Consider the following 26230-nt stretch of genomic DNA (forward strand, 5'->3'; position numbering starts at 1 on the left):
GAGGATGCCATGCACCACACACCGGAGTCCATGAGAGCGCTACGGCTCGTGGGGGACGAACTCGCCGACACCACGGTGGAGACACTGTTCGAGCGCGGGGAGGTCGGCAGGTTCAACACCCTCATGCGCTACTTCTCCACGGCCGGGCAGGAGCTGCCCGAGGGGCTGCCGGACGTGGCCCACGAGTACCTGCGGGCGACCGCCGCACCGCCCGCCTGGGTCGACTGGGACGAGATGGAGCGGGCCCGGCTGTTCTTCATCGACAACAACGTGCACGTCTCCACCGCCCTGGCCTTCTCCGCCATGCCCGCCTGCTACGTCATCCCGCACGTGGCCAGGCTGCTCAGCGCCACCCACGGCCTGGAGTTCCCCTCGCGGCGGATGGCCGAGACCGGGCAGTTCACCGTCTACCTCATGCAGCCGGACGCCTTCGAGGCGGGGAGCCGGTTCGTCCCCGCGGTCCAGAAGGTGCGCCTCCTGCACGCCTCCGTCCGCTACCACATGCGCCGCGAGGGGCTCTGGGACGAGGAGGCGCTCGGCACCCCGATCTGCCAGGAGGACATGATCGGCGGCCTGATGATCTTCTCGATCCAGGTCCTGGACGCCCTGCACCGCCTGGGCGTCCACATGTCGGCCGAGGGGGCGGCGTCCTACTTCTACGCCTGGCGCGTCGTCGGCGAGATGCTCGGGATCAGCCCCGGGCAGGCCCCGGCCGACCTGGACGAGGCCCGTCGGTTCTCCGACCTGTACATGACCCGGTACATGGGGCCCTCCGAGGAGGGCGCGCGGCTGACCCGCCAGCTCATCGACCTCTACGAGGAGGTCGTTCCCGGGACCCTCCTGGACCCCGTGGTCGCCGCCCTCATCCGCTACCTCGTCGGCGACACCTGCGCCGACTGGCTCCAGGTCCCGCGCAGCGCCTGGGACACGGCCGTCAGAACCTCCCCCGCGCTTCTCGGCGTCCTGGAGAGCATCGAGGACCGCTCTCCGCTGGGGGCCTGGGCACTGGACCGGCTCGGCCACCTCACCACCCACCTGGAGCTCAGCTCCCTCACCCGGGGCAGGGTCATGCAGTACGCCGTCCCCGAACGGCTCAGGGAGGAGTACGGCCTCGGCTCCACCGCGTCCCGCGCCGACCGGTGGGTCCCGCCACCCCCGGTCTTCCCCTCCTGAGCCCGTCCCAGTGGGACCCCGGCGGACACCCCCGCTCCCGGGGCGGCCGGTGCGGCTCCGTTCGAGGGCCCGCGCCTTCCGGTACCGGCGGCCCCGGCCAGGGACGGGCCGGAGGCGGCTTGGGGAGTGTTCTTATGAAGGCTTCGGGTGAGCGAGCGGTCGTCAGTCCCTCGCTCGCACGACGATGTGCGAAGTTCAGCCTTGGTGGTGCTGCACGAGTGCAGAGGCGCAGCGAGGGGCGGCCTGGCGGCCGCGAGCCCGGAACGCTGCAAAAAATCACGACCTAGCCGCCGCGGGCGACGCCGCCGAAGGCGCCGACCACCGCGCCCAGCGCGAACATGGAGGCCTCGTCCTCGTCCATGTGGACGATCCCGGCGGGGACCCGCACACGGTAGGGCTTGTCCTCGGTGAGCAGGATGTCCAGCCCGTCGATGATGCCCTGACCCTCCAGCATCAGCAGGGCTTCCTCGACCCGGCCCGTACGGTCACCGCGAGACCAAATCGACATGCGTCCACCCTAACGAGGCCGGGGGTGCGGGACAACGCCGCGCGCCGACCGCGTCCGCCGGCCGGATACGGTCACAGGTGCTCCCACCGATGTGGCCGGAGTGTCCGAGAGAGAATTCTGGCCCTTCGTGTTCCTGAGGGTGCCGGCGCGTCGGTGGTTGTCCGCCAGCGGCGCGCCGTTGCATCCTGACGGCGCTCTCCGGACCGGCGGGGCTGGGTGTCCACCGACCGAAGGAAGCCAACGCCATGACCTCGCCGAGGCCGTCCGAGCCGCTCCGGACGCCTTTCGTGAGCCCGGACCTGGGCGCCGTCCCCGGGGGCGTCTTCGCGTCCACCCCAGCCACGCCATCGAGCCCCGACCCTCTCCTGCGAACCCGAGCAGACCACGGCCGTCCAGGCCGGCGGTACGAGGCCGTGCCCCCGTGCCACTCGGCACGGGGCGGCCCGGCCCCGCCCCTGAGGAGGCCGCCCCCGGCCCCGCCTCCGCGAGGTCCGCGTCACCGAGACGACGCCGTGCTCACCCGTCCCCCCACCATCGGAGCCCCCACCCGACGAGAACGCCCAGGACGTGTCCCATCGTTCACTCCCGTGCGGCCGCGGGTCCGTACCCCGGACCACCGAGGGCGGTGCGGACGCGGGCCCCGCTCCGGGCCGTCCGCCTCGCCGCACACACGCGGCAGCCACCACGAACGGAACCGTCCATGAGCCCCACCTGGACCACGCGCGCCGAGACCGCCGCCGACGCCGCGGCCGTGCGCGACCTCACGCTCGCCGCGTTCGACACTCCCCTGGAGGCCGACCTCGTCGACGCGCTGCGCCGGGACCCCGCCTGGATCGACGGGCTCTCGCTCGTCGCAGAGGACGGGGACGGCCGCGTCGTGGCGCACGCACTGCTCACCCGCTGCCACGTCGACGGCGTCCCGGCGCTGTGCCTGGGCCCCTGCTCGGTCCGCCCCGAGCACCAGGGGCGCGGCGCCGGGTCCGCCGTCATCCGCGCGGCACTGGCGGCCGCCGCCGGGCGGGGCGAGCGCTTCGTGGTCGTCCTGGGGCACCCGCCCTACTACCCGCGGTTCGGCTTCTCCCGCGCCTCGGCCCACGGCATCCGGGTGGGCTTCGAGGTCCCCGACGAGGCCCTGATGGCGCTCGCCCTGGACCCGGCCCACCCGCTGCCCTCCGGCACCGTCCGCTACGCCCCGCCCTTCGGGGTCTGACGGGAGCCCGTCGAGCCACGGGCGGCGGTGGACACGTGTGCGCGGGTGAGTCCCCTGGGCGTCGGCCGATGTCACGGCGGTGAGTGCCGCCCGGCCCTTGTGCCCGGGCGCGGCGGCGTGTTCGATGTGTGCTGATTCCGCCGCCGCGTCGGCGCGCGTGATCGTACGGTGAGGGTCCGGCGGATCCCGTCGGCGCCATGGTGACCGAGGCCTGAGGGGTGCGACCGTGCCCGAGGAGAACTGGCAGTGCTCGATGTGCGCCGCCTACAACGAGGCGGCCAAGCACGCCTGCATGGTGTGCGACACCTTCCGTGTCCTGGGCGAGCGCCGGGACGGCGGCGCGGGCGCGCCCGGGCGCGGTGTGCCGGGCGACCTGCTGGCACCGACCGTCACCGACGAGGCGTTCGCGGGCCGTGCCGACGACGACGGCGTGTGGGCCGGGGGCGAGGGGCTGCCGCCGGTGCGGCTGATGGAGCCGACGCGCGGCGCGGGCGCGCGGGCCGCACCTCCGCGCACGGCCGACGGCTCTCCGGCCGATGACTCCTCCCCGGCCGACGAGCCACCGGGAAGGACCGCGCGGCCGCGGACGTCGCGGGTGGCCGGGTGGGGGCTGACGGCGGGCGTCCCCGCGCGTCGGCCGACGGCGCGCCGTGGTCCCTCCCCTGGCGGGGCCCGGACCGGGCGCGGATCCGGCGGTTCCGGTGGGCGCGGCGGTCCCGCCGGGACCGGAGCGGGCGGCAGGCGCACGCCCCGGCGAGCGCCCGGCACCGTCCGCGCCCTGGCCCTGGCCGTGGTGGGCCTGCTGGCGCTGACCGCGTGGTGGGTGCTGCCCCGCGAGGGCGGGGTGCCGGACCGGGGCGCTGACGGGGGCGCGGCCCCGCAGGCGTGTCCCGCGCGGGTGGCCGCACTGCTGCCGGGCACGGGGGAGGGGGTTCTGGTGGCGGCCTTCGAGACCGAGCGGCACCGCATCGTGCTCTGCGAGGACGGGGAGGGCGGCCTCTCCTACTTCGGCGAGTTCCTGGAGGACAGCGGTGAGCCGGTCGTGGTGCCCGCCCGGCGGACCGGGGACGGCTTCGTCGCGGAGGCGGGCACGACGCGCTACGAGATCACCGGCGGGCAGGTCGTGATCACGGCCCACGGCGAGGAGGTGGCCCGCTTCGACCTGCTGGAGACCGACGTTCCGGAGTAGCCCCGGACCGGGACGGGTGCGTCCGCGGGGCCGCACCCGTCACGCGCGTCGAACGGCTCCAGCGGCCCTAGCGGGTCTTGACCAGCGTCGCGAGGACACCGGCGAAGATCATCATCGACAGGCTCACGATCATGAGCACGAACGCGGCTGTTCCGACCATGGTGTTTCCTTACCGTTCCTCGTGGACCCCTACGGTGGATCACCCTATCCCGCCCGGTCACGGCCCCCGCGCGGGGTCGCCGTCACTCCGTCGGACCACGCGCGCCGGTAGGTGTCGACCAGGAAGCGGTCGGCCCAGGCGGTGTCGGGTTCCTCGGGCAGGTCGCTGGTCGCGCACAGCCGGACCAGCCGCTCCTCCAGGTCGCGGGCGCGCCGCAGGGCCTCCTCGCGGGTGTGCCCGCCCCTTCGCAGGGCCAGCAGCCAGGAGCGGTCCGGTTCGGGCATGGGCAGCGTGATCGCGCCGGTCTCCATGAGTTCGATGCCCTGGACGCCCAGCCGGACCATGTGGTAGGCGAACTTGGTGTCGAACCCGTACCGCTCGACGAGTTCGGGCCGGTTGGTGTGCCCGCCGCCGCGCACCCCCTCCATGCGTTCGCGCTGGGCGCGCAGGTACCCCAGGAAGCGGTGCCCCGCCCGGCGCGAGATCAGCCGCGAGCGCTGTCCGCGCAGGTCGTGCCCGATCGCGGTGGCGGTGACGATCTCGTGGTCGGGGACGAACAGCGGGAGCAGCACGGTGGGGTTGCCGTCCAGGGCCAGCCGGGTCCACTTGCGCAGGGAGTACACGGTCAGGTCCAGGTCGCCGGGGCCCGACCGGGTGTGCTCGGGCCGGCTGTGGTGGACGTACTGCTCGAAGGCGCGCAGGCCGATGACGTACTCCGGCGGCTCCACGCAGATGCCCATCTCGTCGCGGTCGGTCCGCCCGTCGATGCCCAGGCCGTGCACGGTGGACCCGACCTGGCACCGCAGGACGGTGCCCTGCTTGGCGATGCGCGCGAACTCGGGTGTGGAGTGCCTCACCGGTGCGGCCCTTCGGTCGATGGAAGCGACATTCGCACAATAGTGGGGCATTCGGGCGATTCGGTGCTTGCCGGGTGGGATCCGGAGGGCGTTGACTGGTGCGCACCGCCGTGCCGCGGCCCACGACGACGAGAAAGCAGGACCGTGTCCGAGACCTCCCCTCCCCAGATCGACACCTCCGCCCCGCACAACGCCAGGATCTGGAACTACTGGCTGGGCGGAAAGGACAACTACCCGGTGGACCGGGAGATGGGCGAGCAGATCCGCTCGTTCTTCCCCGAGATCGTGGACAACGCGGTCGCCGACCGGCAGTTCCTCGTCCGCGCCGTCACCCACCTCGCCCGCGACGAGGGCGTGCGGCAGTTCCTGGACATCGGCACGGGCCTGCCCACGCTCAACAACACCCACGAGGTCGCCCAGTCCGTGGCCCCCGACGCGCGGGTGGTCTACGTGGACAACGACCCCCTGGTGCTGACGCACGCGCGCGCCCTGCTGACCGGGACCGACGAGGGCGTCACCGACTACGTCGACGCCGACCTGCGCGACCCGGACGCGATCCTGGCCGCGGCGTCGCGGACCCTCGACCTGTCCCGGCCGGTCGCGCTCATGCTGCTGGGCGTGGTCAACTTCGTCGCCGACGACGCCGAGGTGCGCTCGATCCTGGACCGGCTGCTGGGCGCGCTGGCCCCGGGCAGCTTCCTGGTGGTCTCCCACCCCACCGACGACCTCGACCACGACCGCGCCCACCAGGTGGCGGCGGCGTGGAACGAGAGCGGCACGCCCAAGCTGACGATCCGTTCGGCGCGGGGCATCGCGGCGCTCTTCGACGGCCTGGAACTGCTGGAGCCGGGTGTGGTCTCGTGCTCGCTGTGGCGCCCGGACCCCACCGAGGTCGGCGAGGTCCGGCCGGTGTCCGAGTACGGCGGCGTGGCCCGCAAGGCCTGAACCGTCCGCGTGCGGCCCCCGCTCCCTCCCGGGCCCGGGGCCGCACGCGCGCGCGTGCAGCCGGCGGGGCGCCCGCCGGTGGGCTCAGTCCCTGGGGCGCTGGTCGATGATGCGGCGGAACTTGCCGACGGAGCGCTCGATCCGCTCGGGGTCCACGACGTCCACGGTCACGCTCACGCCGACCCGGTCCTTGACCGCCGCGGTGATCTCCCGGGAGAGCGCCGCGCGCCGGTCGGCGGTGCAGTCGGGGCGGGCCTCCACGCGCACCGCCATGTGGTCCAGGCGGCCCTCCTTGGTCAGGACCAGCTGGAAGTGCGGGGCCAGCCCGTCCAGGCCCAGGACGATCTCCTCGATCTGGGTGGGGAAGACGTTGACGCCGCGCAGGATGATCATGTCGTCGCTGCGGCCGGTGACCTTGTCCATGCGGCGCATCGGGCGGGCTGTGCCCGGACGCAGCGTGGTCAGGTCGCGGGTGCGGTAGCGGATGACGGGCATGGCCTGCTTGGTGAGCGAGGTGAAGGCGAGTTCGCCGTAGGAGCCGTCGTCGAGCACCTCGTGCGTGACCGGGTCCAGGACCTCCGGCAGGAAGTGGTCCTCCCACACGTGCAGGCCGTCCTTGGTCTCCACGCACTCGTTGGCCACGCCCGGTCCCATGACCTCGGACAGGCCGTAGATGTCCACGGCGTGGATGTCGAAGCGCTCCTCGATCTCCAGGCGCATGCGCTCGGTCCAGGGCTCGGCGCCGAAGATGCCGGTGGTGAGGGAGGTGGCGCGGGGGTCGACGCCCTGGCGCTCGAACTCGTCCAGCAGCGTCAGCATGTAGCTGGGGGTGACCATGATGACCTCGGGGCGGAAGTCCTGGATGAGCTGGACCTGCTTGGCGGTCTGGCCGCCGGAGGCGGGGATGACCGTGCAGCCCAGCCGCTCGGCGCCGTAGTGGGCGCCCAGGCCGCCGGTGAAGAGCCCGTAGCCGTAGGAGACGTGCACCTTCTGGCCGGGGCGCCCGCCCGAGGCGCGGATGGAGCGGGCGACCACCTCGGCCCAGGTGTCGATGTCCTGGCGGGTGTAGCCGACGACCGTGGGGCGCCCGGTGGTGCCGCTGGAGGCGTGGATGCGGCTGACCTGGTCCTGGGGGACGGCGAACATCCCGAACGGGTAGTTGTCGCGCAGGTCGGCCTTGGTGGTGTGCGGGAAGTGCCGCAGGTCCGCCAGGTCCCCGAGATCGCCGGGGTGGACGCCCGCCTCGTCGAACTTGGCCCGGTAGAGCGGCACGTTGGCGTAGGCGTGCTCCAGGGTCCACCGCAGGCGACGGAGCTGGAGGTCGCGCAGCTCGTCGACGCTCATCCGCTCGGCCGGGTCGAGCGACGCGGGGGAGGGGGCCCGGCCCAGGCGCCGCGGGGCGTCGGCGTCGGTCGGCTTCGTCGTGGTGTCCTGGATTGCCATGGATGTCTCCGGGTACTGTGCTCCGCGCGTCCTCGGACGTGCGCCCGAGGGGCGTTCGGGCCGTCGTCGGCGGGGGCGGGCCGCACGGACTTGCTTACTGACCGAACGTTCGGTTACTAATGCATTAACGCAGTTGCCCGGCGGCCGTGTCAAGGACGGGTGTCGATGGGATCACCAGTGCCGGTGGCGTGTGCCACCGGGCCTCACAAGGGGAGTCGTGCATGAGCGAGGTCTACGTCGTCGACGGGGTGCGCACACCCCAGGGCCGCTACGGCGGCGCCCTGGCCGGAGTCCGACCCGACGACCTGGCCGCCACGGCCGTGGCCGGGGCCCTGCGCCGCTCGGGCGCGCCCGGCTCGGCCGTGGACGAGGTCATCCTCGGGGCCGCCAACCAGGCGGGGGAGGACAACCGCAACGTGGCCCGCATGGCGGCGCTGCTCGCCGGACTCGACCCCTCCGTGCCCGGCTACACCGTCAACCGGCTGTGCGCCTCCGGACTCACCGCCGTGGCCTCCGCGGCCCAGGCCATCCGCGCAGGCGAGGCCGACCTGGTCGTGGCCGGGGGAGTGGAGTCCATGACCCGCGCGCCCTGGGTGATGGCCAAGCCAGGCACCCCGTGGGCCAAGCCGGGCGAGGTCGCCGACACCTCCCTGGGCTGGCGCTTCACCAACCCCCGCTTCGCCGCCCACGACGCCGGGGTCCCGGACGGCGCCGCACCCGAGGACCTGCGCTACACGCTCTCCATGGGCGAGACCGCCGAGGAGGTCGCCGTCCTGGAGGGGCTCACCCGCCAGGAGTGCGACGCCTTCGCGCTGCGCAGCCACGAGCGCGCCGTGGCCGCGGCGGAGTCCGGGCGCTTCGACGCGGAGATCGTCCCGGTCACCGTCACCGGGCGGCGCGGAGCGACGCACGAGGTCACCGCCGACGAGGGGCCCCGCCCCGGCTCCTCCCTGGAGTCCCTGGCCGCGCTGCGGCCCGTCTTCCGCGAGGGCGGGATCGTCACCGCCGGGAACTCCTCCTCGCTCTCGGACGGGGCCAGCGCGCTCGTGCTGGCCAGCGCCGCGGCCGTGCGCGAGCACGGACTCACCCCGCGCGCCCGCGTGGTCGCCTCCGCCTCGGCCGGGGTCGCCCCGCAGATCATGGGCCTGGGACCGGTCCCGGCCACGCACAAGGCCCTGGACCGCGCCGGCTGGGCGCTCGGCGACGTCGGCTCCGTCGAGCTCAACGAGGCCTTCGCCGCCCAGTCCCTGGGCGTGATGCGCCGGCTCGGGCTCAAGGAGGACCGCGTCAACGCCGACGGCGGCGCCATCGCCCTGGGCCACCCGCTGGGCAGCTCCGGCGCCCGGCTGGTCGTGACGCTGCTCGGCCGGATGGAGCGCGAGGACACCGCCCGCGGCCTGGCCACCCTGTGCGTGGGCGTGGGCCAGGGCCAGGCACTGCTGCTGGAGCGCCCGTGACCGAGCACCCCGGCTTCACCGCACTGCGCGTCGAGCGCCGCGAGGACCGCCTGGTGGTGGAACTGCACCGCCCCGAGGCCCGCAACGCCATCAACGCCCGGATGATCGACGAGCTGCACCGGGTCTGCGCCGAACTGGAGGCCTCGCCCCGGCCGCTGCTGCTCACCGGGCACGGCACCGTGTTCGCGGGCGGCGCCGACATCGCCGAGCTGCGCGAGCGCGGCCGCGAGGAGGCCCTCGCCGGTATCAACAGCCGCCTGTTCGACCGCCTGGCCCGGCTGCCCGCCCCGACCGTGGCGGCCGTGGACGGGTTCGCGCTGGGCGGCGGCGCCGAACTGTCCTACGCCTGCGACCTGCGCATCGCCACACCCGACGCCGTCTTCGCCCAGCCGGAGCCGGGCCTGGGCATCATCGCCGGGGCCGGCGCCTGCTGGCGGCTCAAGGAGCTGGTCGGCACCTCGGTGGCCAAGCAGGTGCTCCTGGGCGGGACGCGCCTGGACGCCGAGACGGCCCTGCGCCACGGGCTGGTCGCCGAGGTCGTCCCGGCCGCGGAGCTGCGCGAGCGCGCCCACGCCCTCATCGACCGCATGGCCGCCTCCTCGGCCCTGGCCCTGCGGATGACCAAGATGGTCCTGGACGCCGACGGGCCGCACCCGCTGGCCGACGACCTGGCGCAGGCGGTCCTGTTCGAGAGCGCCGACAAGCACGACCGGATGACCCGGTTCCTGGAGGGGAAGAAGCGATGAGCACCACCGCGCGGGCGGTCCCCGCGACCGTCGCCGTCGTCGGCGGCGGCACCATGGGCGCCGGTATCGTCCAGCAGTTCCTCACCGCCGGGGCCGACGTGGTGCTGGCCGAGGCCACCGAGGAGGCCGCCCGGTCCGGGCGGGCCCGGGTGGCCGCCGGGCTGGACGGGGCCCGGGAGCGGGGCAAGCTGGACGAGGCCCCCTCACAGGTCCTGGCGCGCCTGCGCACCGTCACCGACATCGCCGACCTGCCCGCGGACGCCGGCCTGGTGGTGGAGGCGGTGCCCGAGCGGCCCGAGCTCAAGATCGCCGTCCTGACCGCCGCCGAGCGGGTCGTGGGCGCCGGCGCCGTCCTGGCCTCCAACACCAGCTCGCTGTCGGTCACCGACCTGGCCGCCGCGCTCACGCGGCCCGAGCGCTTCCTGGGCACGCACTTCTTCAATCCGGTCCCGGCCTCCAAACTGGTGGAGATCGTCACCGCCCCGCAGACCGCGCCCGACGTGCTGGCCTCGGTGCGCGGCTGGGTCACGGCCCTGGGCAAGACCGAGATCGTGGTCCGCGACGCGCCGGGCTTCGCCACCAGCCGCCTGGGCGTCACGCTGGGCCTGGAGGCGATCCGGATGGTCGAGGAGGGGGTGGCCTCGCCCGCCGACATCGACACCGCCATGGAGCTGGGCTACCGGCACCCGATGGGTCCGCTGCGCCTGACCGACCTGGTCGGGCTGGACGTGCGGCTGGCCATCGCCGAGCACCTGGCCGCCGAGCTGGGGGACCGGTTCGCCCCGCCGGAGCTGTTGCGCCGTATGGTCGCCGAGGGAAGGCTCGGTCGCAAGACCGGGCAGGGATTCCACACCTGGGACGAGGGAGAACACAAGCGTGAGTGAACACAGGGCGGCGGAGTTCGACGAGGCCGACGGGCTCGCGACGGTGCGCCTGCACACCCCGGCGCTGACCCGGCGGGTCAAGGAGGAGCTGCTGGCGGCGCTGCGGCGGGCGGCGGAGTCCACCACGGCGCGCGCGGTCCTGCTGCTGGGCTCGGACAAGGCCTTCTGCGTGGGCCAGGACCTGGCCGAGCACGCCCGGATCCTGGACGAGGCGCCCGAGCAGGCGCTGACGACCGTGCACGAGCACTACAACCCGATCGTGCTCGCCCTGGAGGAGATCCAGGTGCCGGTCGTGGTCGGGATCGGGGGCGCCGCCGTCGGCGCCGGGCTCGGGTTCGCGCTCGCAGGCGACGTGCGCGTCAGCGCCCGCCGGGCCAAGTTCGGCACCGCCTTCACCGGGATCGGGCTGGCCTCGGACTCGGGGCTGGCCTACCGTCTGGTGCGCTCGCTCGGACAGGCGCGCGCCATGGAGATGATGCTGCTGGGCACCGTGATCGGTGCCGAGCGCGCCCTGGAACTGGGCCTGGTCACCGAGGTCGTGGACGACGACGCCTGGGCCGAGCGCGCCCGCGAGGTCGCGCTCCGGCTGGCCTCGGGCCCCACCAGCGCGTTCGTGGCGGCCAAGCGCGAGGTGCGCGCGGCGGCCTCGGGCACCCAGGAGCTGCCCGAGCTGCTGGAGGAGGAGGCCGACCTGCAGAACCAGCTGGGCGTGACCGCCGACCACGCGGGCGCGGTCAAGGCGTTCCTGGACAAGCGGGCGCCGACCTTCACCGGTAGCTGACCAGCCCGGATTCCCCCGCCCCGGTACTTGCCCGAGCGGGGGAATCCAGGGATACTAATTACTGACCGAACGTTCGGTTATGAAGGGGTAAGAGCAATGTCCACCGTGACGGCCGACCCGGCGCCTTCGGGCTCCGACGAGGCCCACCAGGCGGAGTTCGACGCCAAGGTCGCCGCCGACCAGCGCATCGAACCGCGCGACTGGATGCCCGAGGGGTACCGCAGGACCCTGGTGCGCCAGGTGTCCCAGCACGCCCACTCCGAGATCATCGGCATGCAGCCCGAGGGCGACTGGATCGCCTCGGCTCCCAGCCTGCGCCGCAAGGCCATCCTCCTGGCCAAGGTCCAGGACGAGGCCGGGCACGGCCTGTACCTGTACGCCGCCGCCGAGACGCTCGGGGTCGACCGCGCCGACCTGACGACGCGGCTCATCGAGGGCCGCCAGAAGTACTCGTCGATCTTCAACTACCCCTCGCTGACCTTCGCCGACGTCGGCGTGATCGGCTGGCTGGTCGACGGCGCCGCGATCTGCAACCAGGTCCCGCTGTGCCGCAGCTCCTTCGGGCCCTACGCCCGCGCGATGGTGCGCATCTGCAAGGAGGAGTCCTTCCACCAGCGGCAGGGCTACGAACTGCTCATGCGGATGATGGAGGGCACCGCGGACCAGCGCGCGATGGTCCAGGACGCCGTCGACCGCTGGTGGTGGCCGTCGCTGATGATGTTCGGACCGCCCGACGCCGACTCGCCCAACACCAGGCAGTCCATGGCCTGGCGCGTCAAGCGCGACACCAACGACGACCTGCGCCAGAAGTTCGTCGACATGACCGTCCCCCAGGCGGACAAGCTCGGCGTCACCCTGCCCGACCCCGAGCTGGCCTGGAACGAGGAGCGCGGCCGCTACGACTTCGGCGAACCCGACTGGGTCGAGTTCAAGCAGGTCATCTCCGGCAGCGGCCCCAAGAACGCCGAGCGGATCGAACGCCGCCGCGCCGCCCACGAGAAGGGCGCGTGGGTCCGCGAGGCCGCCACCGCCTACGCCACCAAGCACCAGAGCGACCGGGAGGCCGCGGTATGAGCACCGAACACGGCACGGCGGACGCGTCCCGGCCCGAGTGGCCCCTGTACGAGGTCTTCGTCCGCGGCAAGCGGGGGCTCAACCACGTCCACGTGGGCTCCCTGCACGCGCCCGACGACCAGATGGCGCTGCACAACGCGCGCAACCTCTACACCCGCCGCAACGAGGGCGTCAGCATCTGGGTCGTGCGCGCCGAGCACATCAGCGCCTCCAGCCCGGACGAGAAGGACCCCTACTTCGCGCCCAGCGGCGACAAGGTGTACCGGCACCCCACCTTCTACTCCATCCCCGACGATGTCCCGCACATCTAAGGAACGGTCCATGAGCGGCGACGACCACATCTACTCGGTCCTGGGCCAGGAACACGGCGGCGACGACCGCTGGGCCTTCGGCACCGGCTTCACCGACGCCCTCGCGGGCGTGGACACCACCCTGCCCGAGGGCGTCGACGGCGACGACCTGGCGCTGTACTGCCAGATGCTCGGCGACGACGCGCTCGTACAGGCCCAGCGCCTCGTCCACTGGGTCACCGACGCCCCCGAGCTGGAGGAGGAGGTGGCCCTGGCCAACATCGCGCTCGACCTTCTCGGCCAGGCGCGCCTGCTGCTCTCCCGTGCGGGGCAGGCCGACGGCACCGGCCGCGACGAGGACGGATTCGCCTACGGGCGGGGACCGGCCGAGTTCCGCAACGTCCACCTGGCCGAGGCCCCGCGCGGCGACTTCGCCCGGGCGGTGGCCACTCTGCTGGTGCTCTCCACCGCCCGCCTGGCGGTGTTCACCCGCCTGGTCGAGAGCGCAGACCCGGTGCTGTCCGCCATCGCGGCCAAGGCCGTCAACGAACTGGCCTACCACCGCGAGTACGCGGTGTCCTGGACACTGCGGCTGGGCGACGGCACGCCCTACTCCCACGAGCGCATGGCCGCCGCCGTCGCCGACGTGTGGCCCCTGACCGGCGAGCTGTTCGCCGCCCACCCGGTCGAGGCCCGCCTGGCCGCCCAGGGCGCGGGCGTGGACCCCTCCGCGCTCGCCGACGAGGTGCACGGCGTGCTCGCCCAGGTCCTCACCACCGCGACCCTGGCCGCGCCCGCGCCCTTCCCCGAGCCGGCCGTGGCGGGCCGCGACGGCCGCCACACACCCGACCTGGCGCCCCTGCTGGACGAACTCCAACGGGTGGCCCGGGAGCACCCGGAGGCGACATGGTGACCACAGCGCACGAGACCGGCCGTGCGGCCGCGCACGCCGGGCCGACCGCCGGGGACCGGACCGCCGCCGAGCGCGCCCGGGCGGCGGCCGCGGCCGTGGCCGACCCGGAGCTGCCCATGCTCACCCTGGCCGACCTGGGCATCCTGCGCGGGGTCGACCTCGACCGGGACGGGACCGTCCAGGTGTGGATCACCCCCACCTACTCCGGGTGCCCGGCCCTGGCCGAGATGCGCGCCGACGTGGACCGGGCCGTGCGCTCGGCCGGGTTCGACCGCGTGCGGGTGCGCATGGCGCTCTCCCCTGCCTGGACCACCGACTGGATCACCGAGGAGGGCCGGGCCAAGCTCGCCGAGCACGGCATCTCCCCGCCCGGGCGGGCGCCGCGGCGCGCCCCGGGCCCGGTGCCGCTGACCCTGCTGCCCACCCGTACCGCCCCGCGCTGCCCGCTGTGCGGGGCCGCCGACACCGAGGAGCTGTCCCGGTTCGGCGCCACCTCCTGCAAGTCGCTGCACCGCTGCCGGTCCTGCCTCGAACCGTTCGAGCACGTCAAGGAGATCTGACCGTGACCACACCCGTCACCGACGCGCCCGCGCCGCCGCGCCGCGCGGCGGCGTTCCACCGCCTGCGCGTGGCCGCCGTCGAGCGCCTGTGCGACGACGCCGTCGCCGTCACCTTCGACGTCCCCGACCACCTGGCCGAGGAGTTCGCCTTCGCGCCCGGTCAGTCCCTGACCCTGCGCCGCGTGGTGGACGGGGCCGAGGAGCGGCGCAGCTACTCCATCTGCGCGCCCGTGGGCGACGCGCCGCGCGTGGGTGTGCGCCTGGTCTCCGGCGGCCTGTTCTCGACCTGGCTGGTCACCGAGGTCGCGCCGGGCGACGAGATCGAGGTGGGCACCCCCACCGGGCGGTTCAGCCCCGACCTGACCGCCTCCGGCCGCCACGTGATGGTCGCCGCCGGCTCGGGCATCACGCCGGTGCTGTCCATCGCGGCCTCCCTGCTGCGGGCGACCGACTCCCACGTCACCCTGCTCTACGGCAACCGGCGCAGCGACACGGTCATGTTCGCCGACGAGCTGGCCGACCTCAAGGACGCCTTCGGGGCCCGCCTGGAACTCGTGCACGTGCTCTCCCGCGAGCCGCGCGAGGCCGAGCTGTTCACCGGCCGCCTGGACGCCGCCAAGCTCGACGCGCTGCTGTCCACGATCGTGGCCCCCGACGCGACCGACCACTGGTGGCTGTGCGGCCCCTTCGGCATGGTCACCGACGCCCAGGAGGTCCTGGCCCGCCGGGGCGTGCCGCGCGAGCGCGTCCACCAGGAGCTGTTCTTCGTCGAGGGCGACGAGCCGCCGCCGCAGGCGCGCCACGAGGAACCCGGCGTGGAGGGCCCGGCCACCGAGGTCACCGTCGTCCTGGACGGCCGCACCAGCACGTTGACCCTGCCGCGGGACACACCCGTCCTGGACGCCGCCCAGCGCTACCGCCCCGACCTGCCCTTCGCCTGCAAGGGCGGGGTGTGCGGCACCTGCCGGGTCCGGGTCCGCGAGGGCGAGGTGCGCATGCGCCGCAACTACGCGCTCAGCGACGACGAGGTCGCGGCCGGGTACGCGCTGGCCTGCCAGTCGCTGCCCGAGACCGGGACCCTGACCGTGGACTTCGACTCGTGAGCGGGGCGGAGCAGAGCGCGGCGCGGCGGATGTTCGAGTCCGACCGCGCGTCGAAGAACCTGGGGATGCGGCTCGTCGGCCTCGGGGAGGGCACCGCCACCGTGGAGATGGCCGTGGGCCCGCTCATGGTCAACGGGCACGGCATCGCGCACGGGGGGTTCGTCTTCACGCTGGCCGACACCGCGTTCGCGTGCGCCTGCAACGCGGACGGCCGCGGGGTGACGGTCGCCTCGGGCGCGGAGATCACCTTCGTGGCGCCCGTGCGCGAGGGCGACCTGCTGGTGGCCACCGCCGCCGAACGCGTGGTCTTCGGCCGCAGCGGCCTCTACGACGTCACCGTCCGCCGGGGCGAGGAGGTCGTCGCCGAGTTCCGCGGCCGCAGCCGCACCCTCAACGGGGGATGACGGCACCGGGAGGGAGGGCCGGGGCGTACCCCGGCCCTCCCTCCCGACGTGTCAGCCGGGGCGGCGCATCATCATCCGCTGGAAGATGATAAAGACCAGCAGCAGCACCCCGATGACGATCTTCGTCCACCAGGAGCTGAGCGTGCCCTCGAAGGAGATGATGGTCTGCACGGTGCCGAGCACCAGCACGCCCGCCACCGACCCGGCCACGTAGCCCACCCCGCCGGACAGCAGGGTGCCGCCGATGACCACCGCGGCGATCACGTCCAGCTCCATGCCGACCCCGTGCAGTCCGTAGCCGGAGAGCATGTAGAGGCTGAAGAGCAGACCGCCCAGCGCCGAGCAGAACCCGCTCACCGCGTAGACGCCCACCCGGACCCGGCCGGTCGGCAGCCCCATCAGCCGGGCGGAGGACTCGCTGCCGCCCACCGCGTACACCGTGCGCCCGAACCGGGTCAGGTGCAGGACGTACACGGCCACCAGGACCACGGCCAGCGCGATCAGGACGCTGTAGGTCAGGGTCACCCCCTCACCCAGCGATATCGTGCCCGTCGCCAGCTCACGGAAGACCGGGTCGGTGATGGAGACCGACTCCACGCTGATGAGGAAGCACAGCCCGCGCGCCAGGAACATGCCCGCCAGGGTGACGATGAAGGGCTGCACGTCGAAGAAGTGGATCACCAGCCCCATCAGCAGCCCCAGGGCCGTGCCCGAGGCGAGCACGGCCAGGGCCGCGGCGAGCGGGGGCCATCCCGCCTCCAGCGTGGCCGCGGCGATCATGGTCGACAGCGCCGCCACCGCGCCCACCGACAGGTCGATCCCGCCCGTGAGGATCACGAAGGTCATCCCCACCGCGAGCACGATGAGGAAGGCGTTGTCCACGAACAGGTTCGTCATGACCTGGGGCGAGGCGAAGCCCTCGTAGCGCACCGACCCGGTGCCGAAGGTCAGGACGAACACCAGGAACGTGGCGATGACCGGCAGGAACCGGCGGGGGATGCGGTCGACGCGGTCCTTCACGCGTCGGACGTCCAGGACGTTCATGGCGCGGCCACCTCCTGGGCGCGGGTGTCGGCGGGTTCGGCTCGGCGCCGGGGCCGGAACAGCTCGGATGTGCGGGGGGACTGCAGCAGGCACACGGCGATCACCACGACCGCCTTGAACACGAGGATGGCGTCGGGCGGCACGCCGATGCTGTAGACGGTCGTGGTCAGCGTCTGGATCACCAGGGCGCCCACCAGGGTGCCGGTGAGCGAGTACCGCCCGCCGGCCAGCGAGGTCCCGCCGATGACCACGGCCAGGATCGCGTCCATCTCGATCCACAGGCCCGCGTTGTTGGCGTCGGCGGCGTTGACGTTCGAGCTGATCATCAGGCCGGCCACACCCGCGCACAGCCCCGCGAACACGTACACCGTCCAGACGATCCGGCGCGAGCGCACCCCGGCCAGCCGGCTGGCCCGCGGGTTGGTGCCGACCGACTCCACGAGCATGCCCAGGGCGGTGCCGCGGGTCAGCGCGGCGACGGCCAGCAGCACGCCCAGGCTGATGAGGATCGCGATCGGCAGGACCACGAAGCCCGCGCCGATCTGGCGGTAGACCGGGTCGTCCACCGTGATGATCTGGCCCTCGGTGACGAGCATCGCGCCGCCGCGCCCGGCCGTCATCAGGACCAGGGTCGCGATGATCGGCTGGATGCCCACCACCGAGACCAGGAATCCGTTCCACAGGCCCAGCAGGACGCACACGGCCAGCGCCAGCAGCATCGCGGTGGGGGCGTCCCCGCCCGCGGCGATCCAGGAGCAGGCGATAGCGCCCGCGATCGCCGCGACCGCACCGACGGACAGGTCGATGCCGCGGGTGGCGATCACCAGGGTCATCCCCACCGCGATGAGCAGTGTCGGCGCCCCGTTGCGGAGGATGTCGACCACACCGCCGTACAGCGCTCCGTTCTGGATCCGGACCTCCAGGAAGGAGGGGTTGACCACGGCGTTGAGTACGATCAGGCCGACCAGGGCCGCGACCGGCCAGAAGAGCGGGTGCCGCGTCATGAGGCCACCGCCGTGCCCTGGCCGTCGTGCGCGGCGATGGCGCCCATCACGTCGTCCACGCTGATCGCGTCGCCCGTGAGTTCGGCGGTCTTGTGACGGTCGCGCAGGACCACCACGCGGTCCGACACCCGGACCACCTCCTCCAGTTCGGCGCTGATGAAGAGCACCGCCATACCGTCCGCGGCCAGGTCGGCCACCACCTTCTGGATCTGCGCCTTGGCGCCGACGTCGATGCCGCGCGTGGGCTCGTCGAGGATGAGCAGGTCAGGCTGGGTGACGAGCCAGCGGGCCAGCAGCACCTTCTGCTGGTTGCCCCCGGAGAGGGTGCTCATGACGGCGCCCGGATCGGCGGGGCGGATGTCGAGCTTGTCGATGTACTCCGCCACCAGCGCGTCGGCCGCGCGCCGGGACACCGGGCGCATCCATCCGCGCGCGGCCTGCAGGGCCAGGATGAGGTTGTCGCGCACGGTCAGGTCCGCGATGAGCCCCTCCGCCTTGCGGTCCTCCGAGCACAGGGCCACGCCGCGGGCGATCATCGACCGCGGACCGCGCGGGCGGACGGTCCGCCCGCCGACGCTCAGCGTCCCGGTGTCGGCGCGGTCGGCCCCGAACAGCAGCCGGGCCATCTCCGTGCGCCCGGAGCCGAGCAGGCCGGCCAGGCCGACCACCTCGCCGGCGTGGATCTCCAGGTCGAACGGGGCGATCGACCCCGAGCGGCCCAGCCCGTGCGCGGTCAGGACCGGCTCGGTGCCGGGAGCGCGGTCCTCGGAGCGGCGCTCGACCTCCTCCAGTACGCCCAGTTCGCGGCCGAGCATCACCGAGACCAGCTCCAGGCGGTCGGTCCGGCTCGGCAGGTACTCGCCGACCAGCGCGCCGTTGCGCAGCACGGTCATCCGGTCGGCGATCTCGTACACCTGCTCCAGGAAGTGCGAGACGAACAGGATCGCCACGCCCTCGTCGCGCAGCTGGCGCACGATCCGGAAGAGCTCGGCGACCTCGTCGGTGTCCAGGCTGGAGGTCGGCTCGTCCAGGACCAGGACCCGCGCGTCCACGGCCAGGGCCCGGGCGATGGCCACCAGCTGTTGGACGGCGATGGGGTGGCTGTCCAGGCCGGAGCCGGGGTCGATGGACAGGCCGATGCGCTCCAGGAGCCGGGCGGCCCGGGCCCGGCAGGCCCGGGTGTCGATGGCGCCCAGGCGGCGCGGCTCCCGGCCCAGCAGGATGTTCTCCGCCACCGACAGGTTGGGACAGAGGTTGACCTCCTGGTAGACCGTGCTGATCCCGGCGTTCTGCGCCTGCACGGGTGCGGTGAACTCCACGCGCTCTCCGTGCAGGCGGATCTCGCCGGCGGTCGGGCGGTGCACGCCGGTGAGGGCTTTGATCAGAGTGGACTTGCCCGCGCCGTTCTCGCCCATCAGCGCGTGCACCTCGCCGGGGAACAGCTGGAAGTCGACGCCGGAGAGCGCCCGCACGCCCGGGAAGTCGACGGTGATGCCGCGGATGTCGACCACCGGGTCGGTCGGTGGCGCTGGGGAATCGGTCATGGCCCGTTGCTTTCGTCGTCGTGAGCGTTCCCCGGCGCCGCTGTCGCCAGGGCCGCCGGGGAACGGGGTCGGTCACCGGCGGGGCCCGGCGGGCGGCGGTGCGGGGGGTGCCCGCCGGCCGGGGCGCCGCCGGGGTCGTGGACCCGTGGAGCGCCTAGTACTGGCGGTCCGGCAGGGCCGCCTCGGCCTCCTCCTGGGTGAAGGTGGTCTCCTCCACCACCACGCGCTCGGGGACCTCCTCACCCGCCACGACCTGCTCGGCGAGCTCCATCAGCTGGTCGCCCAGCAGCGGGTTGCACTCGACGATGAAGTTGATCTCGCCCGCGGCCAGGGCCTCCATGCCCGCCTCGACGGCGTCGACCGTGATGATCTGGATGTCCTCGCCGGGCTCCATGCCGGCGGCGCGGATCGCCTCGATCGCTCCCAGACCCATGTCGTCGTTGTGCGCGTAGACCACGTCGATGTCGTCGTGGGAGCGCAGGAAGGCCTCCATGACCTCCTTGCCGCCCGACCGCGTGAAGTCGCCGGTCTGGGTGGCGATGATCTCGATGTCCGGGCTGTCGGCGATGACCTCCTCGAACCCCTCCTTGCGGTCGATGGCGGGGGCGGCGCCGGTGGTGCCCTGCAGCTCCACCACGTTCGTCTCGCCCTCGGCGTTCTCGACCAGCCACTGCCCGGCCTTGCGGCCCTCCTCGACGAAGTCGGAGCCCAGGAAGGTCTCGTACAGGGAGGTGTCGTCGGAGTCGATGGCCCGGTCGGTGAGGATGACGGGGATGTCGGCGCGCTGGGCCTCCAGCAGGACCGCGTCCCACCCGGTCTCCACGACCGGGCTGAAGGCGATGACGTCGACGTCCTGCTGGATGTAGGACCGGATGGCCCGGATCTGGTTCTCCTGCTTCTGCTGGGCGTCGGAGAACTGCAGTTCGATCCCGGCGTCCTCCGCGGCCTGCTGGATGGACTGGGTGTTGGCGGTGCGCCAGCCGCTCTCGGCGCCGACCTGGGCGAAGCCCATGGTGATCGTTCCGTCGTCGGCCTCGTCCGAGCCGCCGGAGCCGCCCGAACCGCAGGCGGTCACCGTCGTGAGAACGAGCGCCGCGGCGACCGTGGTGAACCTCTTCATTGGGGGGAGCCTCCATCTCGACGGTGATCCCTCGGATGTGGGGGTGATCAGGATCACGTGGCCAATATAGTGAGCGCTAACATTTTGTGAGTCAACCCCTCTGGGCGGCACGATTCGACGACATTGCTCCCCGTCGCGGAACGGCGTATGTTAGCGCCAACCGTGTTTCGGGAGCTGACGCCCGGGATGCGGGCCGTACCGGACCCCGATCCCGGAGCCGCGACCGGTCCGCCGCCGCGGCACCGAACGGCCGATCACATAGCCTGGTGGCCGCCGACGACCCAGTGGGCGGACCACGCCGACAGCCGAGGAGTCATGGGTGGACCACACGCCTTCGTCCGTCCGGGTCAACCGCGACCCCGCCATGACGGACGTCGCCCGGTTGGCGGGCGTGTCCCACCAGACGGTGTCCCGCGTCCTCAACGAGCACCCCAACGTCCGTGAGCAGACCCGGCTGCGCGTGCGCGCCGCCATCGAACAACTGGGCTACCGCCCCAACCGGGCCGCCCGCGCCCTGGCGACCGGCCGGTCCCAGCTGATCGGCGTGGTGGCCCAGAACTCGACGCTGTTCGGCCCCTCCTCGCTCCTGGCCGCGTTCGAGCTGGCCGCGGCGGCGCAGGGGTTCGTGGTCAGCGTGCGCCGGGTGCGGGTCCTGGACCGCGGCTCCATCGCCGCCGCCGTGGAGCACCACCGCGAACAGCGGGTGGCGGGGATCGTGGTGATCGCGCCGACCGCGGCCGCCGCCGAGGCGCTGGGCGAGGTGCCGACCGAGGTCCCCCTGGTCGCGGTGGACGGCGACCCCGAACGCGACGCCACCCTGGTGACCGTGGACCAGGAGGCCGGTGCCCGGCTGGCCACGCGGCACCTGCTGGACGCCGGACACCGCACGGTCTGGCACGTGTCGGGTCCGGCCAACTGGTTCGACGCCGCCGGGCGCGTGCGCGGCTGGCGCCGGGCCCTGGAGGAGGCGGGCGCGGAGGTGCCGCCCGTCAACGCGGCCGACTGGAGCGCCGCCTCGGGCTACCGCGCCGGGCTGATGCTCGCCCGCATGCCCGAGGTGACGGCGGTGTTCGCCGCCAACGACCACCTCGCGCTGGGGATCCTGCGGGCGATGTTCGAGCACGGGAGGTCCGTGCCGGGCGACGTGAGCGTGGTCGGATTCGACGACGTTCCCGAGGCCCCCTTCTTCATCCCGCCGCTGACCACCGTGCGACCCGACTTCGACAGCGTGGCCGCCGAGGCCCTGAGCGTGCTGCTGTCGGTGATCTCGGGCGAGGTGGCCGGTTCCACCCGCCGGGTGATCACCCCGACCCTCGTCGAACGCGACAGCGTGGCGGCCCCGGCCGGCTGAGCGGCGGCGGACGCGGCCGCCCAGGTCGCCTCAGCGGCGACGGACGCGGCCGGCCGGGTCCGCCACGGAGGCGGCCGTCCGGTGGCTGACGGCCACGGAGGCGGCCGACCGTGGCGGCTGAACGGCGGGGGACGGCCTGCCGGTGGCTGAGGTGCGACACGGGTCCGGGGCCGCACCGGCGCACCGGTACGACCCCGGACATGGCTGTGGCCCGCGTCCCCCAACGCGGGCCACAGCGTGCGCGGCCAGTGTGCACAAGGTGCGGTCTGGCCGCTGGGAAGGCGGATGCGGCGACTGAATACGTGTCGGAAACCCCCATTGCCGACACGAGCGCGCGCATCCGCGCATGGTTTGTGTGGAGAACGCCCTCACAGGTACTGGATGGGTGGCTGGGGCTTTCGGGAGTCAGTCTGGGGCGCTTTCACCTGTGACAACGCCTCGCCTACAACCAGTGTTCCCGACCAGTCGATGGATTTTCGATTCCTTCGGTAAAAAGCGAGTGCGGACTCGGGCACGGGTCCCTATGCTCGCGTTCCCCCACGACGGAAGGAACGTTCCCGTGACCGAGACACTGACCCTGTGGCGCCCCACCGGGCCCGCGGAACTGGCGCTGGTGCGGGCTTCCGGCTGGCGGGAGTGGCCGCCCCGGCTGCCCGGCCAGCCGATCTTCTATCCGGTGCTCAACGAGGACCACGCGGCGCGGATCGCCCGGGAGTGGAACCTGCCGCGCGACGGCGAGGGCCATGTCACACGCTTTCGCGTCGACGCGCACTACGCCGGACGATACCCGGTGCGGCAGGTCGGCGGGCGTACGATCCTGGAACTGTGGGTGCCCGCACAGGAGTTGGCCGCGTTCAACGCGCACCTGTGCGGGCCCATCACGCTCGTCCGGTCGTTCCTGCCCGGTCACCCCGAGGGGATCGAGCGCGGCTGAGGGCCGGACGCGGCGTCGCCGCCGTGGACGAGGGCGAGGTCGGGGTCCACGGCGGTGAGGGCGGCCATGACGTCTCCGAGGGCGTCGGAGAGGACCACGGGCTCGCGTTCGGTCGAGTGGATGTCGCTGGGGACGTCGCGGGGGGTGTCGGTGGGGGAGGGGTGCCGTCGGGGATCGAGGGTGGTGGCCATGGGATGTCGGGCGCGTCCGGTGGGCCGCGCCCTCCTCCTTCTCGTGTGCTCACGTTCTCTCAGCCGTCGTGGTCGCCGTCACCGCCGGTGACCGTGGGCCGACTCCTCCAGGGATAGCACGCGGTGACGACGGTTCACCGGTTCCGTCGGGCTCCGCGTTCCCCGGAGGGGCCGATCCGTTGGGATTGTCGTACCCGCGCACCACATCCGGGTGAACGCACACCGGGCGGCCTGTGGACAGAGCGGACACGGAGGGCGACCGCCGTGGGGTGCGGGAGCACGGCGGGGGCCGCCCGTGGTACGCGTGCGCGCACGGGGAATACCTGCGTGGGCCGGACCGTTCGAGATGATAGTTTAATTGGAAACTACTTCTTTGGAAGTTAACTGGAGGGCGGCCATGCAGTTCGGAATCTTCTCGGTGAGCGACGTCACCACCGACCCCACCACCGGGCGCACGCCGACCGAGGCCGAGCGCATCAAGGCCATGGTCACGATCGCGCTCAAGGCCGAGGAGGTCGGCCTCGACGTCTTCGCCACCGGTGAGCACCACAACCCGCCCTTCGTGGCGTCCTCCCCGACCACCATGCTCGGCTACGTCGCCGCGCGGACCACGGACCTGATCCTGTCCACGTCGACCACGCTGATCACCACGAACGACCCGGTGAAGATCGCCGAGGACTTCGCGATGCTCCAGCACCTGGCCGACGGCCGCGTGGACCTGATGATGGGCCGCGGCAACACCGGTCCCGTCTACCCCTGGTTCGGGCAGGACATCCGCCAGGGCATCCCGCTGGCGCTGGAGAACTACAACCTCCTGCACCGGCTCTGGCGCGAGGACGTCGTCGACTGGGAGGGCAGGTTCCGCACGCCCCTGCAGGGCTTCACCTCCACCCCGCGCCCGCTGGACGGCGTCCCGCCGTTCGTCTGGCACGGCTCCATCCGCAGCCCGGAGATCGCGGAGCAGGCCGCCTACTACGGTGACGGCTTCTTCCACAACAACATCTTCTGGCCCGCGACCCACACCAAGAAGCTCATCTCGCTCTACCGGCGCCGCTTCGAGCACTACGGCCACGGCAAGGGCGACCAGGCGATCGTCGGACTGGGCGGTCAGGTGTTCATGCGCAGGAACTCCCAGGACGCGGTGAAGGAGTTCCGTCCCTACTTCGACAACGCGCCGGTCTACGGCGGCGGCCCCTCCCTGGAGGAGTTCACCCGCGAGACCCCGCTGACCGTGGGAAGCCCGCAGCAGGTCATCGACCGTACCCTGGGCTTCCGGGACTCCTTCGGCCACTACCAGCGCCAGCTCTTCCTGATGGACCACGCCGGGCTGCCGCTCAAGACCGTTTTGGAGCAGCTGGACATCCTGGGGGAGGAGGTCGTGCCCGTCCTGCGCAAGGAGTTCGCCGCGGGCCGGCCCGCCCACGTCCCCGACGCACCCACCCACTCCTCCCTCCTGGCGGCCAGGGGGCAGGGGGCCGAAGGAACCAAGGAGCTCTCATGACCACCCGTTCGCTCGTCACCGTCTCGGCCGGTATGAGCAATCCGTCCTCGACGCGGCTGCTCGCCGACCGGCTGACCGCGGCCACCGAGCGCGCCCTGGCCGACCGCGGCGAGGACGTGCGCACGCGCACGGTTGAACTGCGCGACGTGGCCCACGACGTCATGAACGCCATGACCACCGCCGTGCCCACCGGCGACCTGCGCGGGATCCTGGACGACCTCGCGTCGGCCGACGGCGTCATCGCCGTGACCCCGGTGTTCAACGCCTCCTACAGCGGCCTGTTCAAGTCGTTCTTCGACGTGGTCGACCCCGAGGCGCTGGACGGCAAACCGGTCCTGGTCGGCGCGACCGGCGGCAGCCCGCGGCACTCGCTGGTGCTGGAGCACGCCCTGCGCCCGCTGTTCTCCCACACCCGCTCGATCGTCGCGCCGACCGGCGTCTACGCCGCGTCGGAGGACTGGGGCGCGGGGGAGGCCGGGGGCCGTGAGCTGACCGAGCGCATCGAACGCGCGGCCGGCCAGCTGGCGGCGTTCGTCGCCGAGCACGAGTCCCGGACGAGGGACCCCTACGACGAGCCCACGCCCTTCGCCGACCTGATGTCCGGCCTGGGCGCCTGACCCGCTGGTCCGGCGGGGCCGCGCCGCGCGGCCCCGCCGGACCGATCTCGCCGCCCGCTGCCAGGCGCGGGCCGGGCGGCGTTGACCGAACGGCGTTCGGTAACGTGTCGCCATGGATTCAGCGAGCGTCTACACCCGTTGCCAGGACCGCCTGCTCGACCTGGCCGCAGGGCTGACCCCCGAGCAGGCCGCCACTCCCGTGCCCGCCCTCCCGGCCTGGAACGTCCTGCAGGCCTACGCCCACATGGCGGGTGTGTGCGCCGACGTGGTCCGCGGTCTGGTGCCGCCCTCGGACGACACCGTCACGGCCCGCCAGGTCGCCGAGCGCGCCGACGCCGACCTGGACGCCGTGTGCGCCGAGTGGCGCCGCGAGACCCCCGCCCTGCTGGAGGTCTTCGCACGCGAGACCCGGGCGCGCTACCGCCTGCCCGCCCTGGACGTGTGGCACCACGAGAACGACGTCCGCGGAGCGCTGGGCCTGGGCGCACAGACACAGGACGCCGACCAGCTCGCGCACTTCGTCCTGGGCGGACTGGCCCGCGGCTGGACCCCGGACCTGCCGGGGGTACGCGTCCTGGCCACCGACACCGGGCAGGAGTGGCGGCTGGGCGAGGGGGCCGACCTGGAGTGGCGGGGCAGCGCCTTCGAGATCGCGCGCGCCGTGACAGGCCGCCGCAGCGCGCGGCAGATCGCCGCCATGGACTGGAGCGGTGACCCGGGCGCCGTCGCGCACCGCCTGCCGACCCTGCCCGCGCCCGAGGCCGACCTGGCCGTCTGAGGCCGTGGCCGACCGGCCGCCGGGTGGGGAATCCCTCGCCCGGCCGGACCGCGGCGTGGGCGGCGCCGGCGGCGGACCGGGCCCGGGAGGTCGGCCGGATCACCACCGCCGCCACACCGCCGGGGCCGATCCGGCGGACCCCGCGCCCCGCGGGGGGCCGCCCGGAAGGCCCACCACGACGACGACCAGGTCCTTCGTCCGCACACCCTCGCGCGGCGCCCCCGCGGCCGTGCGCGAGGTGTGAGTTCCGCGCGCAATCCTTCTCGTTACCCCCATTGCAGCGGCTTTCCTCCGGTGTTAACTTTTCGGCACTGCTTGGGAGCGCTCCCGTGACGGGAGCGCTCCCACACCGACCGGGACAGCGCCGACCCGGTCCGGACGGCCCCCGACCCCCACTCCGTCCCGCACCGTCGAACGCACACCCCCCACCCCCCCCGTCTCCGGAACAT

At 73.2% G+C, this 26230-nt stretch carries 27 protein-coding genes; 19 read left to right on the plus strand and 8 right to left on the minus strand.

The window, feature by feature from the left end; translation table 11 throughout:
- Positions 1–9: 9 nt before the first annotated feature.
- Positions 10–1173, plus strand: coding sequence for an oxygenase MpaB family protein (locus ADL05_RS19145; protein ID WP_053618364.1), 1164 nt, complete (start codon positions 10–12; stop codon positions 1171–1173).
- Positions 1174–1456: 283 nt separating this feature from the next.
- Here the strand turns inward: ADL05_RS19145 and ADL05_RS19150 are convergent, their stop codons facing one another.
- Positions 1457–1681, minus strand: a complete 225-nt coding sequence (locus ADL05_RS19150; protein ID WP_053618365.1) for a hypothetical protein — start codon at positions 1679–1681, stop codon at positions 1457–1459.
- Between the two features lie 700 nt (positions 1682–2381).
- On the opposite strand from ADL05_RS19150, the gene ADL05_RS19155 reads away from it, so the two are divergent.
- On the plus strand, positions 2382–2891 hold the full coding sequence (locus tag ADL05_RS19155; RefSeq protein WP_053618366.1) for a GNAT family N-acetyltransferase: 510 nt from the start codon (positions 2382–2384) through the stop codon (positions 2889–2891).
- A gap of 226 nt (positions 2892–3117) precedes the next feature.
- Complete coding sequence (locus ADL05_RS19160; RefSeq protein ID WP_156365922.1) at positions 3118–4080, plus strand: hypothetical protein; 963 nt, start codon at positions 3118–3120, stop codon at positions 4078–4080.
- A gap of 204 nt (positions 4081–4284) precedes the next feature.
- Here ADL05_RS19160 and ADL05_RS19165 read toward each other — a convergent pair whose 3' ends face one another.
- Positions 4285–5097: a DNA polymerase beta superfamily protein gene (locus tag ADL05_RS19165; RefSeq protein ID WP_053618368.1), complete on the minus strand. Its 813-nt coding sequence runs from the start codon at positions 5095–5097 to the stop codon at positions 4285–4287.
- Between the two features lie 144 nt (positions 5098–5241).
- On the opposite strand from ADL05_RS19165, the gene ADL05_RS19170 reads away from it, so the two are divergent.
- Positions 5242–6042: an SAM-dependent methyltransferase gene (locus ADL05_RS19170; RefSeq protein ID WP_053618369.1), complete on the plus strand. Its 801-nt coding sequence runs from the start codon at positions 5242–5244 to the stop codon at positions 6040–6042.
- Positions 6043–6126: 84 nt separating this feature from the next.
- Here ADL05_RS19170 and paaK read toward each other — a convergent pair whose 3' ends face one another.
- Entirely contained in the window at positions 6127–7485 is a 1359-nt protein-coding gene (paaK, locus tag ADL05_RS19175; RefSeq protein ID WP_053618370.1) for a phenylacetate--CoA ligase PaaK, read from the minus strand.
- A 221-nt stretch (positions 7486–7706) separates the two neighbouring features.
- Here paaK and ADL05_RS19180 point away from each other — a divergent pair, with 221 nt between their 5' ends.
- From ADL05_RS19180 to paaI, 10 genes are all read left to right on the plus strand, one after another.
- Entirely contained in the window at positions 7707–8942 is a 1236-nt protein-coding gene (locus ADL05_RS19180) for an acetyl-CoA C-acyltransferase (protein WP_053618371.1), read from the plus strand.
- The gene (locus tag ADL05_RS19185; RefSeq protein WP_053618372.1) at positions 8939–9688 is read left to right on the plus strand and encodes an enoyl-CoA hydratase/isomerase family protein; all 750 of its coding nucleotides are present in this window, start codon (positions 8939–8941) and stop codon (positions 9686–9688) included. The genes ADL05_RS19180 and ADL05_RS19185 overlap by 4 nt, the downstream gene beginning before the upstream one ends.
- Positions 9685–10572: a 3-hydroxyacyl-CoA dehydrogenase family protein gene (locus ADL05_RS19190; RefSeq protein ID WP_053618373.1), complete on the plus strand. Its 888-nt coding sequence runs from the start codon at positions 9685–9687 to the stop codon at positions 10570–10572. Before ADL05_RS19185 ends, ADL05_RS19190 begins: the two co-directional genes overlap by 4 nt.
- Positions 10565–11353 (plus strand): enoyl-CoA hydratase-related protein, encoded by a 789-nt coding sequence (locus tag ADL05_RS19195; protein ID WP_053618374.1) that lies wholly within the window; start codon positions 10565–10567, stop codon positions 11351–11353. Before ADL05_RS19190 ends, ADL05_RS19195 begins: the two co-directional genes overlap by 8 nt.
- Positions 11354–11449: 96 nt before the next feature.
- Positions 11450–12427 carry a 1,2-phenylacetyl-CoA epoxidase subunit PaaA gene (gene paaA / locus ADL05_RS19200; RefSeq protein ID WP_053618375.1) on the plus strand — a complete coding sequence of 326 codons (978 nt, stop codon included), beginning with the start codon at positions 11450–11452 and terminating at the stop codon, positions 12425–12427.
- A complete protein-coding gene (paaB, locus tag ADL05_RS19205; RefSeq protein ID WP_053618376.1) occupies positions 12424–12738 on the plus strand; it encodes a 1,2-phenylacetyl-CoA epoxidase subunit PaaB in 315 nt (104 codons plus the stop codon). Before paaA ends, paaB begins: the two co-directional genes overlap by 4 nt.
- 10 nt (positions 12739–12748) lie before the next feature.
- Complete coding sequence (gene paaC, locus ADL05_RS19210) at positions 12749–13630, plus strand: 1,2-phenylacetyl-CoA epoxidase subunit PaaC (RefSeq protein ID WP_053618377.1); 882 nt, start codon at positions 12749–12751, stop codon at positions 13628–13630.
- The gene (gene paaD, locus ADL05_RS19215) at positions 13624–14190 is read left to right on the plus strand and encodes a 1,2-phenylacetyl-CoA epoxidase subunit PaaD (protein WP_053618378.1); all 567 of its coding nucleotides are present in this window, start codon (positions 13624–13626) and stop codon (positions 14188–14190) included. Before paaC ends, paaD begins: the two co-directional genes overlap by 7 nt.
- Positions 14191–14192: 2 nt before the next feature.
- The gene (paaE, locus tag ADL05_RS19220; protein WP_053618379.1) at positions 14193–15293 is read left to right on the plus strand and encodes a 1,2-phenylacetyl-CoA epoxidase subunit PaaE; all 1101 of its coding nucleotides are present in this window, start codon (positions 14193–14195) and stop codon (positions 15291–15293) included.
- Positions 15294–15322: 29 nt separating this feature from the next.
- Complete coding sequence (gene paaI, locus ADL05_RS19225) at positions 15323–15697, plus strand: hydroxyphenylacetyl-CoA thioesterase PaaI (protein WP_053618395.1); 375 nt, start codon at positions 15323–15325, stop codon at positions 15695–15697.
- Positions 15698–15748: 51 nt separating this feature from the next.
- On the opposite strand, the gene yjfF is transcribed toward paaI, so the two are convergent.
- The 4 genes from yjfF to ADL05_RS19245 all read right to left on the minus strand — a co-directional run bounded on the left by yjfF (position 15749) and on the right by ADL05_RS19245 (position 20409).
- On the minus strand, positions 15749–16741 hold the full coding sequence (gene yjfF / locus ADL05_RS19230) for a galactofuranose ABC transporter, permease protein YjfF (RefSeq protein ID WP_053618380.1): 993 nt from the start codon (positions 16739–16741) through the stop codon (positions 15749–15751).
- Positions 16738–17745, minus strand: coding sequence for an ABC transporter permease (locus ADL05_RS19235; RefSeq protein ID WP_053618381.1), 1008 nt, complete (start codon positions 17743–17745; stop codon positions 16738–16740). The genes yjfF and ADL05_RS19235 overlap by 4 nt, the downstream gene beginning before the upstream one ends.
- Positions 17742–19289 (minus strand): sugar ABC transporter ATP-binding protein, encoded by a 1548-nt coding sequence (locus ADL05_RS19240; protein WP_053618382.1) that lies wholly within the window; start codon positions 19287–19289, stop codon positions 17742–17744. Before ADL05_RS19240 ends, ADL05_RS19235 begins: the two co-directional genes overlap by 4 nt.
- A 154-nt stretch (positions 19290–19443) precedes the next feature.
- Positions 19444–20409, minus strand: a complete 966-nt coding sequence (locus tag ADL05_RS19245) for an ABC transporter substrate-binding protein (RefSeq protein WP_053618383.1) — start codon at positions 20407–20409, stop codon at positions 19444–19446.
- 319 nt (positions 20410–20728) lie between these two features.
- Between ADL05_RS19245 and ADL05_RS19250 the strand changes: the two genes are divergently transcribed.
- Positions 20729–21760 carry a LacI family DNA-binding transcriptional regulator gene (locus tag ADL05_RS19250; protein WP_231640818.1) on the plus strand — a complete coding sequence of 344 codons (1032 nt, stop codon included), beginning with the start codon at positions 20729–20731 and terminating at the stop codon, positions 21758–21760.
- A 559-nt stretch (positions 21761–22319) separates the two neighbouring features.
- Positions 22320–22694 carry an ADP-ribosylation/crystallin J1 gene (locus ADL05_RS19255; protein ID WP_156365923.1) on the plus strand — a complete coding sequence of 125 codons (375 nt, stop codon included), beginning with the start codon at positions 22320–22322 and terminating at the stop codon, positions 22692–22694.
- On the opposite strand, the gene ADL05_RS19260 is transcribed toward ADL05_RS19255, so the two are convergent.
- Positions 22667–22885, minus strand: coding sequence for a hypothetical protein (locus ADL05_RS19260; RefSeq protein ID WP_053618385.1), 219 nt, complete (start codon positions 22883–22885; stop codon positions 22667–22669). The genes ADL05_RS19255 and ADL05_RS19260 overlap by 28 nt on opposite strands.
- Positions 22886–23282: 397 nt before the next feature.
- On the opposite strand from ADL05_RS19260, the gene ADL05_RS19265 reads away from it, so the two are divergent.
- The 3 genes from ADL05_RS19265 (at position 23283) to ADL05_RS19275 (ending at position 25781) form a co-directional block, all read left to right on the plus strand.
- Complete coding sequence (locus tag ADL05_RS19265; protein WP_053618386.1) at positions 23283–24386, plus strand: LLM class flavin-dependent oxidoreductase; 1104 nt, start codon at positions 23283–23285, stop codon at positions 24384–24386.
- Complete coding sequence (locus ADL05_RS19270; RefSeq protein ID WP_053618387.1) at positions 24383–25003, plus strand: FMN reductase; 621 nt, start codon at positions 24383–24385, stop codon at positions 25001–25003. The genes ADL05_RS19265 and ADL05_RS19270 overlap by 4 nt, the downstream gene beginning before the upstream one ends.
- Positions 25004–25115: 112 nt before the next feature.
- Positions 25116–25781 carry a maleylpyruvate isomerase N-terminal domain-containing protein gene (locus tag ADL05_RS19275; protein WP_053618388.1) on the plus strand — a complete coding sequence of 222 codons (666 nt, stop codon included), beginning with the start codon at positions 25116–25118 and terminating at the stop codon, positions 25779–25781.
- Positions 25782–26230: the final 449 nt, after the last annotated feature.

This window comes from Nocardiopsis sp. NRRL B-16309 (genome assembly GCF_001279585.1).
In the GTDB taxonomy this organism is placed as follows: Bacteria; Actinomycetota; Actinomycetes; order Streptosporangiales; family Streptosporangiaceae; genus Nocardiopsis.

Coding starts and splice junctions, on each gene's coding strand:
- ADL05_RS19265 (WP_053618386.1), top strand. CDS start 23,283: ATGCAGTTCGGAATCTTCTCGGTGAGCGACGTCACCACCGACCCCACC.
- ADL05_RS19235 (WP_053618381.1), bottom strand. CDS start 17,745: ATGACGCGGCACCCGCTCTTCTGGCCGGTCGCGGCCCTGGTCGGCCTG.
- yjfF (WP_053618380.1), bottom strand. CDS start 16,741: ATGAACGTCCTGGACGTCCGACGCGTGAAGGACCGCGTCGACCGCATC.
- ADL05_RS19180 (WP_053618371.1), top strand. CDS start 7,707: ATGAGCGAGGTCTACGTCGTCGACGGGGTGCGCACACCCCAGGGCCGC.
- paaA (WP_053618375.1), top strand. CDS start 11,450: ATGTCCACCGTGACGGCCGACCCGGCGCCTTCGGGCTCCGACGAGGCC.
- paaC (WP_053618377.1), top strand. CDS start 12,749: ATGAGCGGCGACGACCACATCTACTCGGTCCTGGGCCAGGAACACGGC.
- paaD (WP_053618378.1), top strand. CDS start 13,624: ATGGTGACCACAGCGCACGAGACCGGCCGTGCGGCCGCGCACGCCGGG.
- ADL05_RS19190 (WP_053618373.1), top strand. CDS start 9,685: ATGAGCACCACCGCGCGGGCGGTCCCCGCGACCGTCGCCGTCGTCGGC.
- ADL05_RS19240 (WP_053618382.1), bottom strand. CDS start 19,289: ATGACCGATTCCCCAGCGCCACCGACCGACCCGGTGGTCGACATCCGC.
- ADL05_RS19150 (WP_053618365.1), bottom strand. CDS start 1,681: ATGTCGATTTGGTCTCGCGGTGACCGTACGGGCCGGGTCGAGGAAGCC.
- ADL05_RS19275 (WP_053618388.1), top strand. CDS start 25,116: ATGGATTCAGCGAGCGTCTACACCCGTTGCCAGGACCGCCTGCTCGAC.
- ADL05_RS19155 (WP_053618366.1), top strand. CDS start 2,382: ATGAGCCCCACCTGGACCACGCGCGCCGAGACCGCCGCCGACGCCGCG.
- paaI (WP_053618395.1), top strand. CDS start 15,323: ATGTTCGAGTCCGACCGCGCGTCGAAGAACCTGGGGATGCGGCTCGTC.
- ADL05_RS19260 (WP_053618385.1), bottom strand. CDS start 22,885: ATGGCCACCACCCTCGATCCCCGACGGCACCCCTCCCCCACCGACACC.
- ADL05_RS19270 (WP_053618387.1), top strand. CDS start 24,383: ATGACCACCCGTTCGCTCGTCACCGTCTCGGCCGGTATGAGCAATCCG.
- ADL05_RS19145 (WP_053618364.1), top strand. CDS start 10: ATGCACCACACACCGGAGTCCATGAGAGCGCTACGGCTCGTGGGGGAC.
- ADL05_RS19245 (WP_053618383.1), bottom strand. CDS start 20,409: ATGAAGAGGTTCACCACGGTCGCCGCGGCGCTCGTTCTCACGACGGTG.
- paaB (WP_053618376.1), top strand. CDS start 12,424: ATGAGCACCGAACACGGCACGGCGGACGCGTCCCGGCCCGAGTGGCCC.
- paaK (WP_053618370.1), bottom strand. CDS start 7,485: ATGGCAATCCAGGACACCACGACGAAGCCGACCGACGCCGACGCCCCG.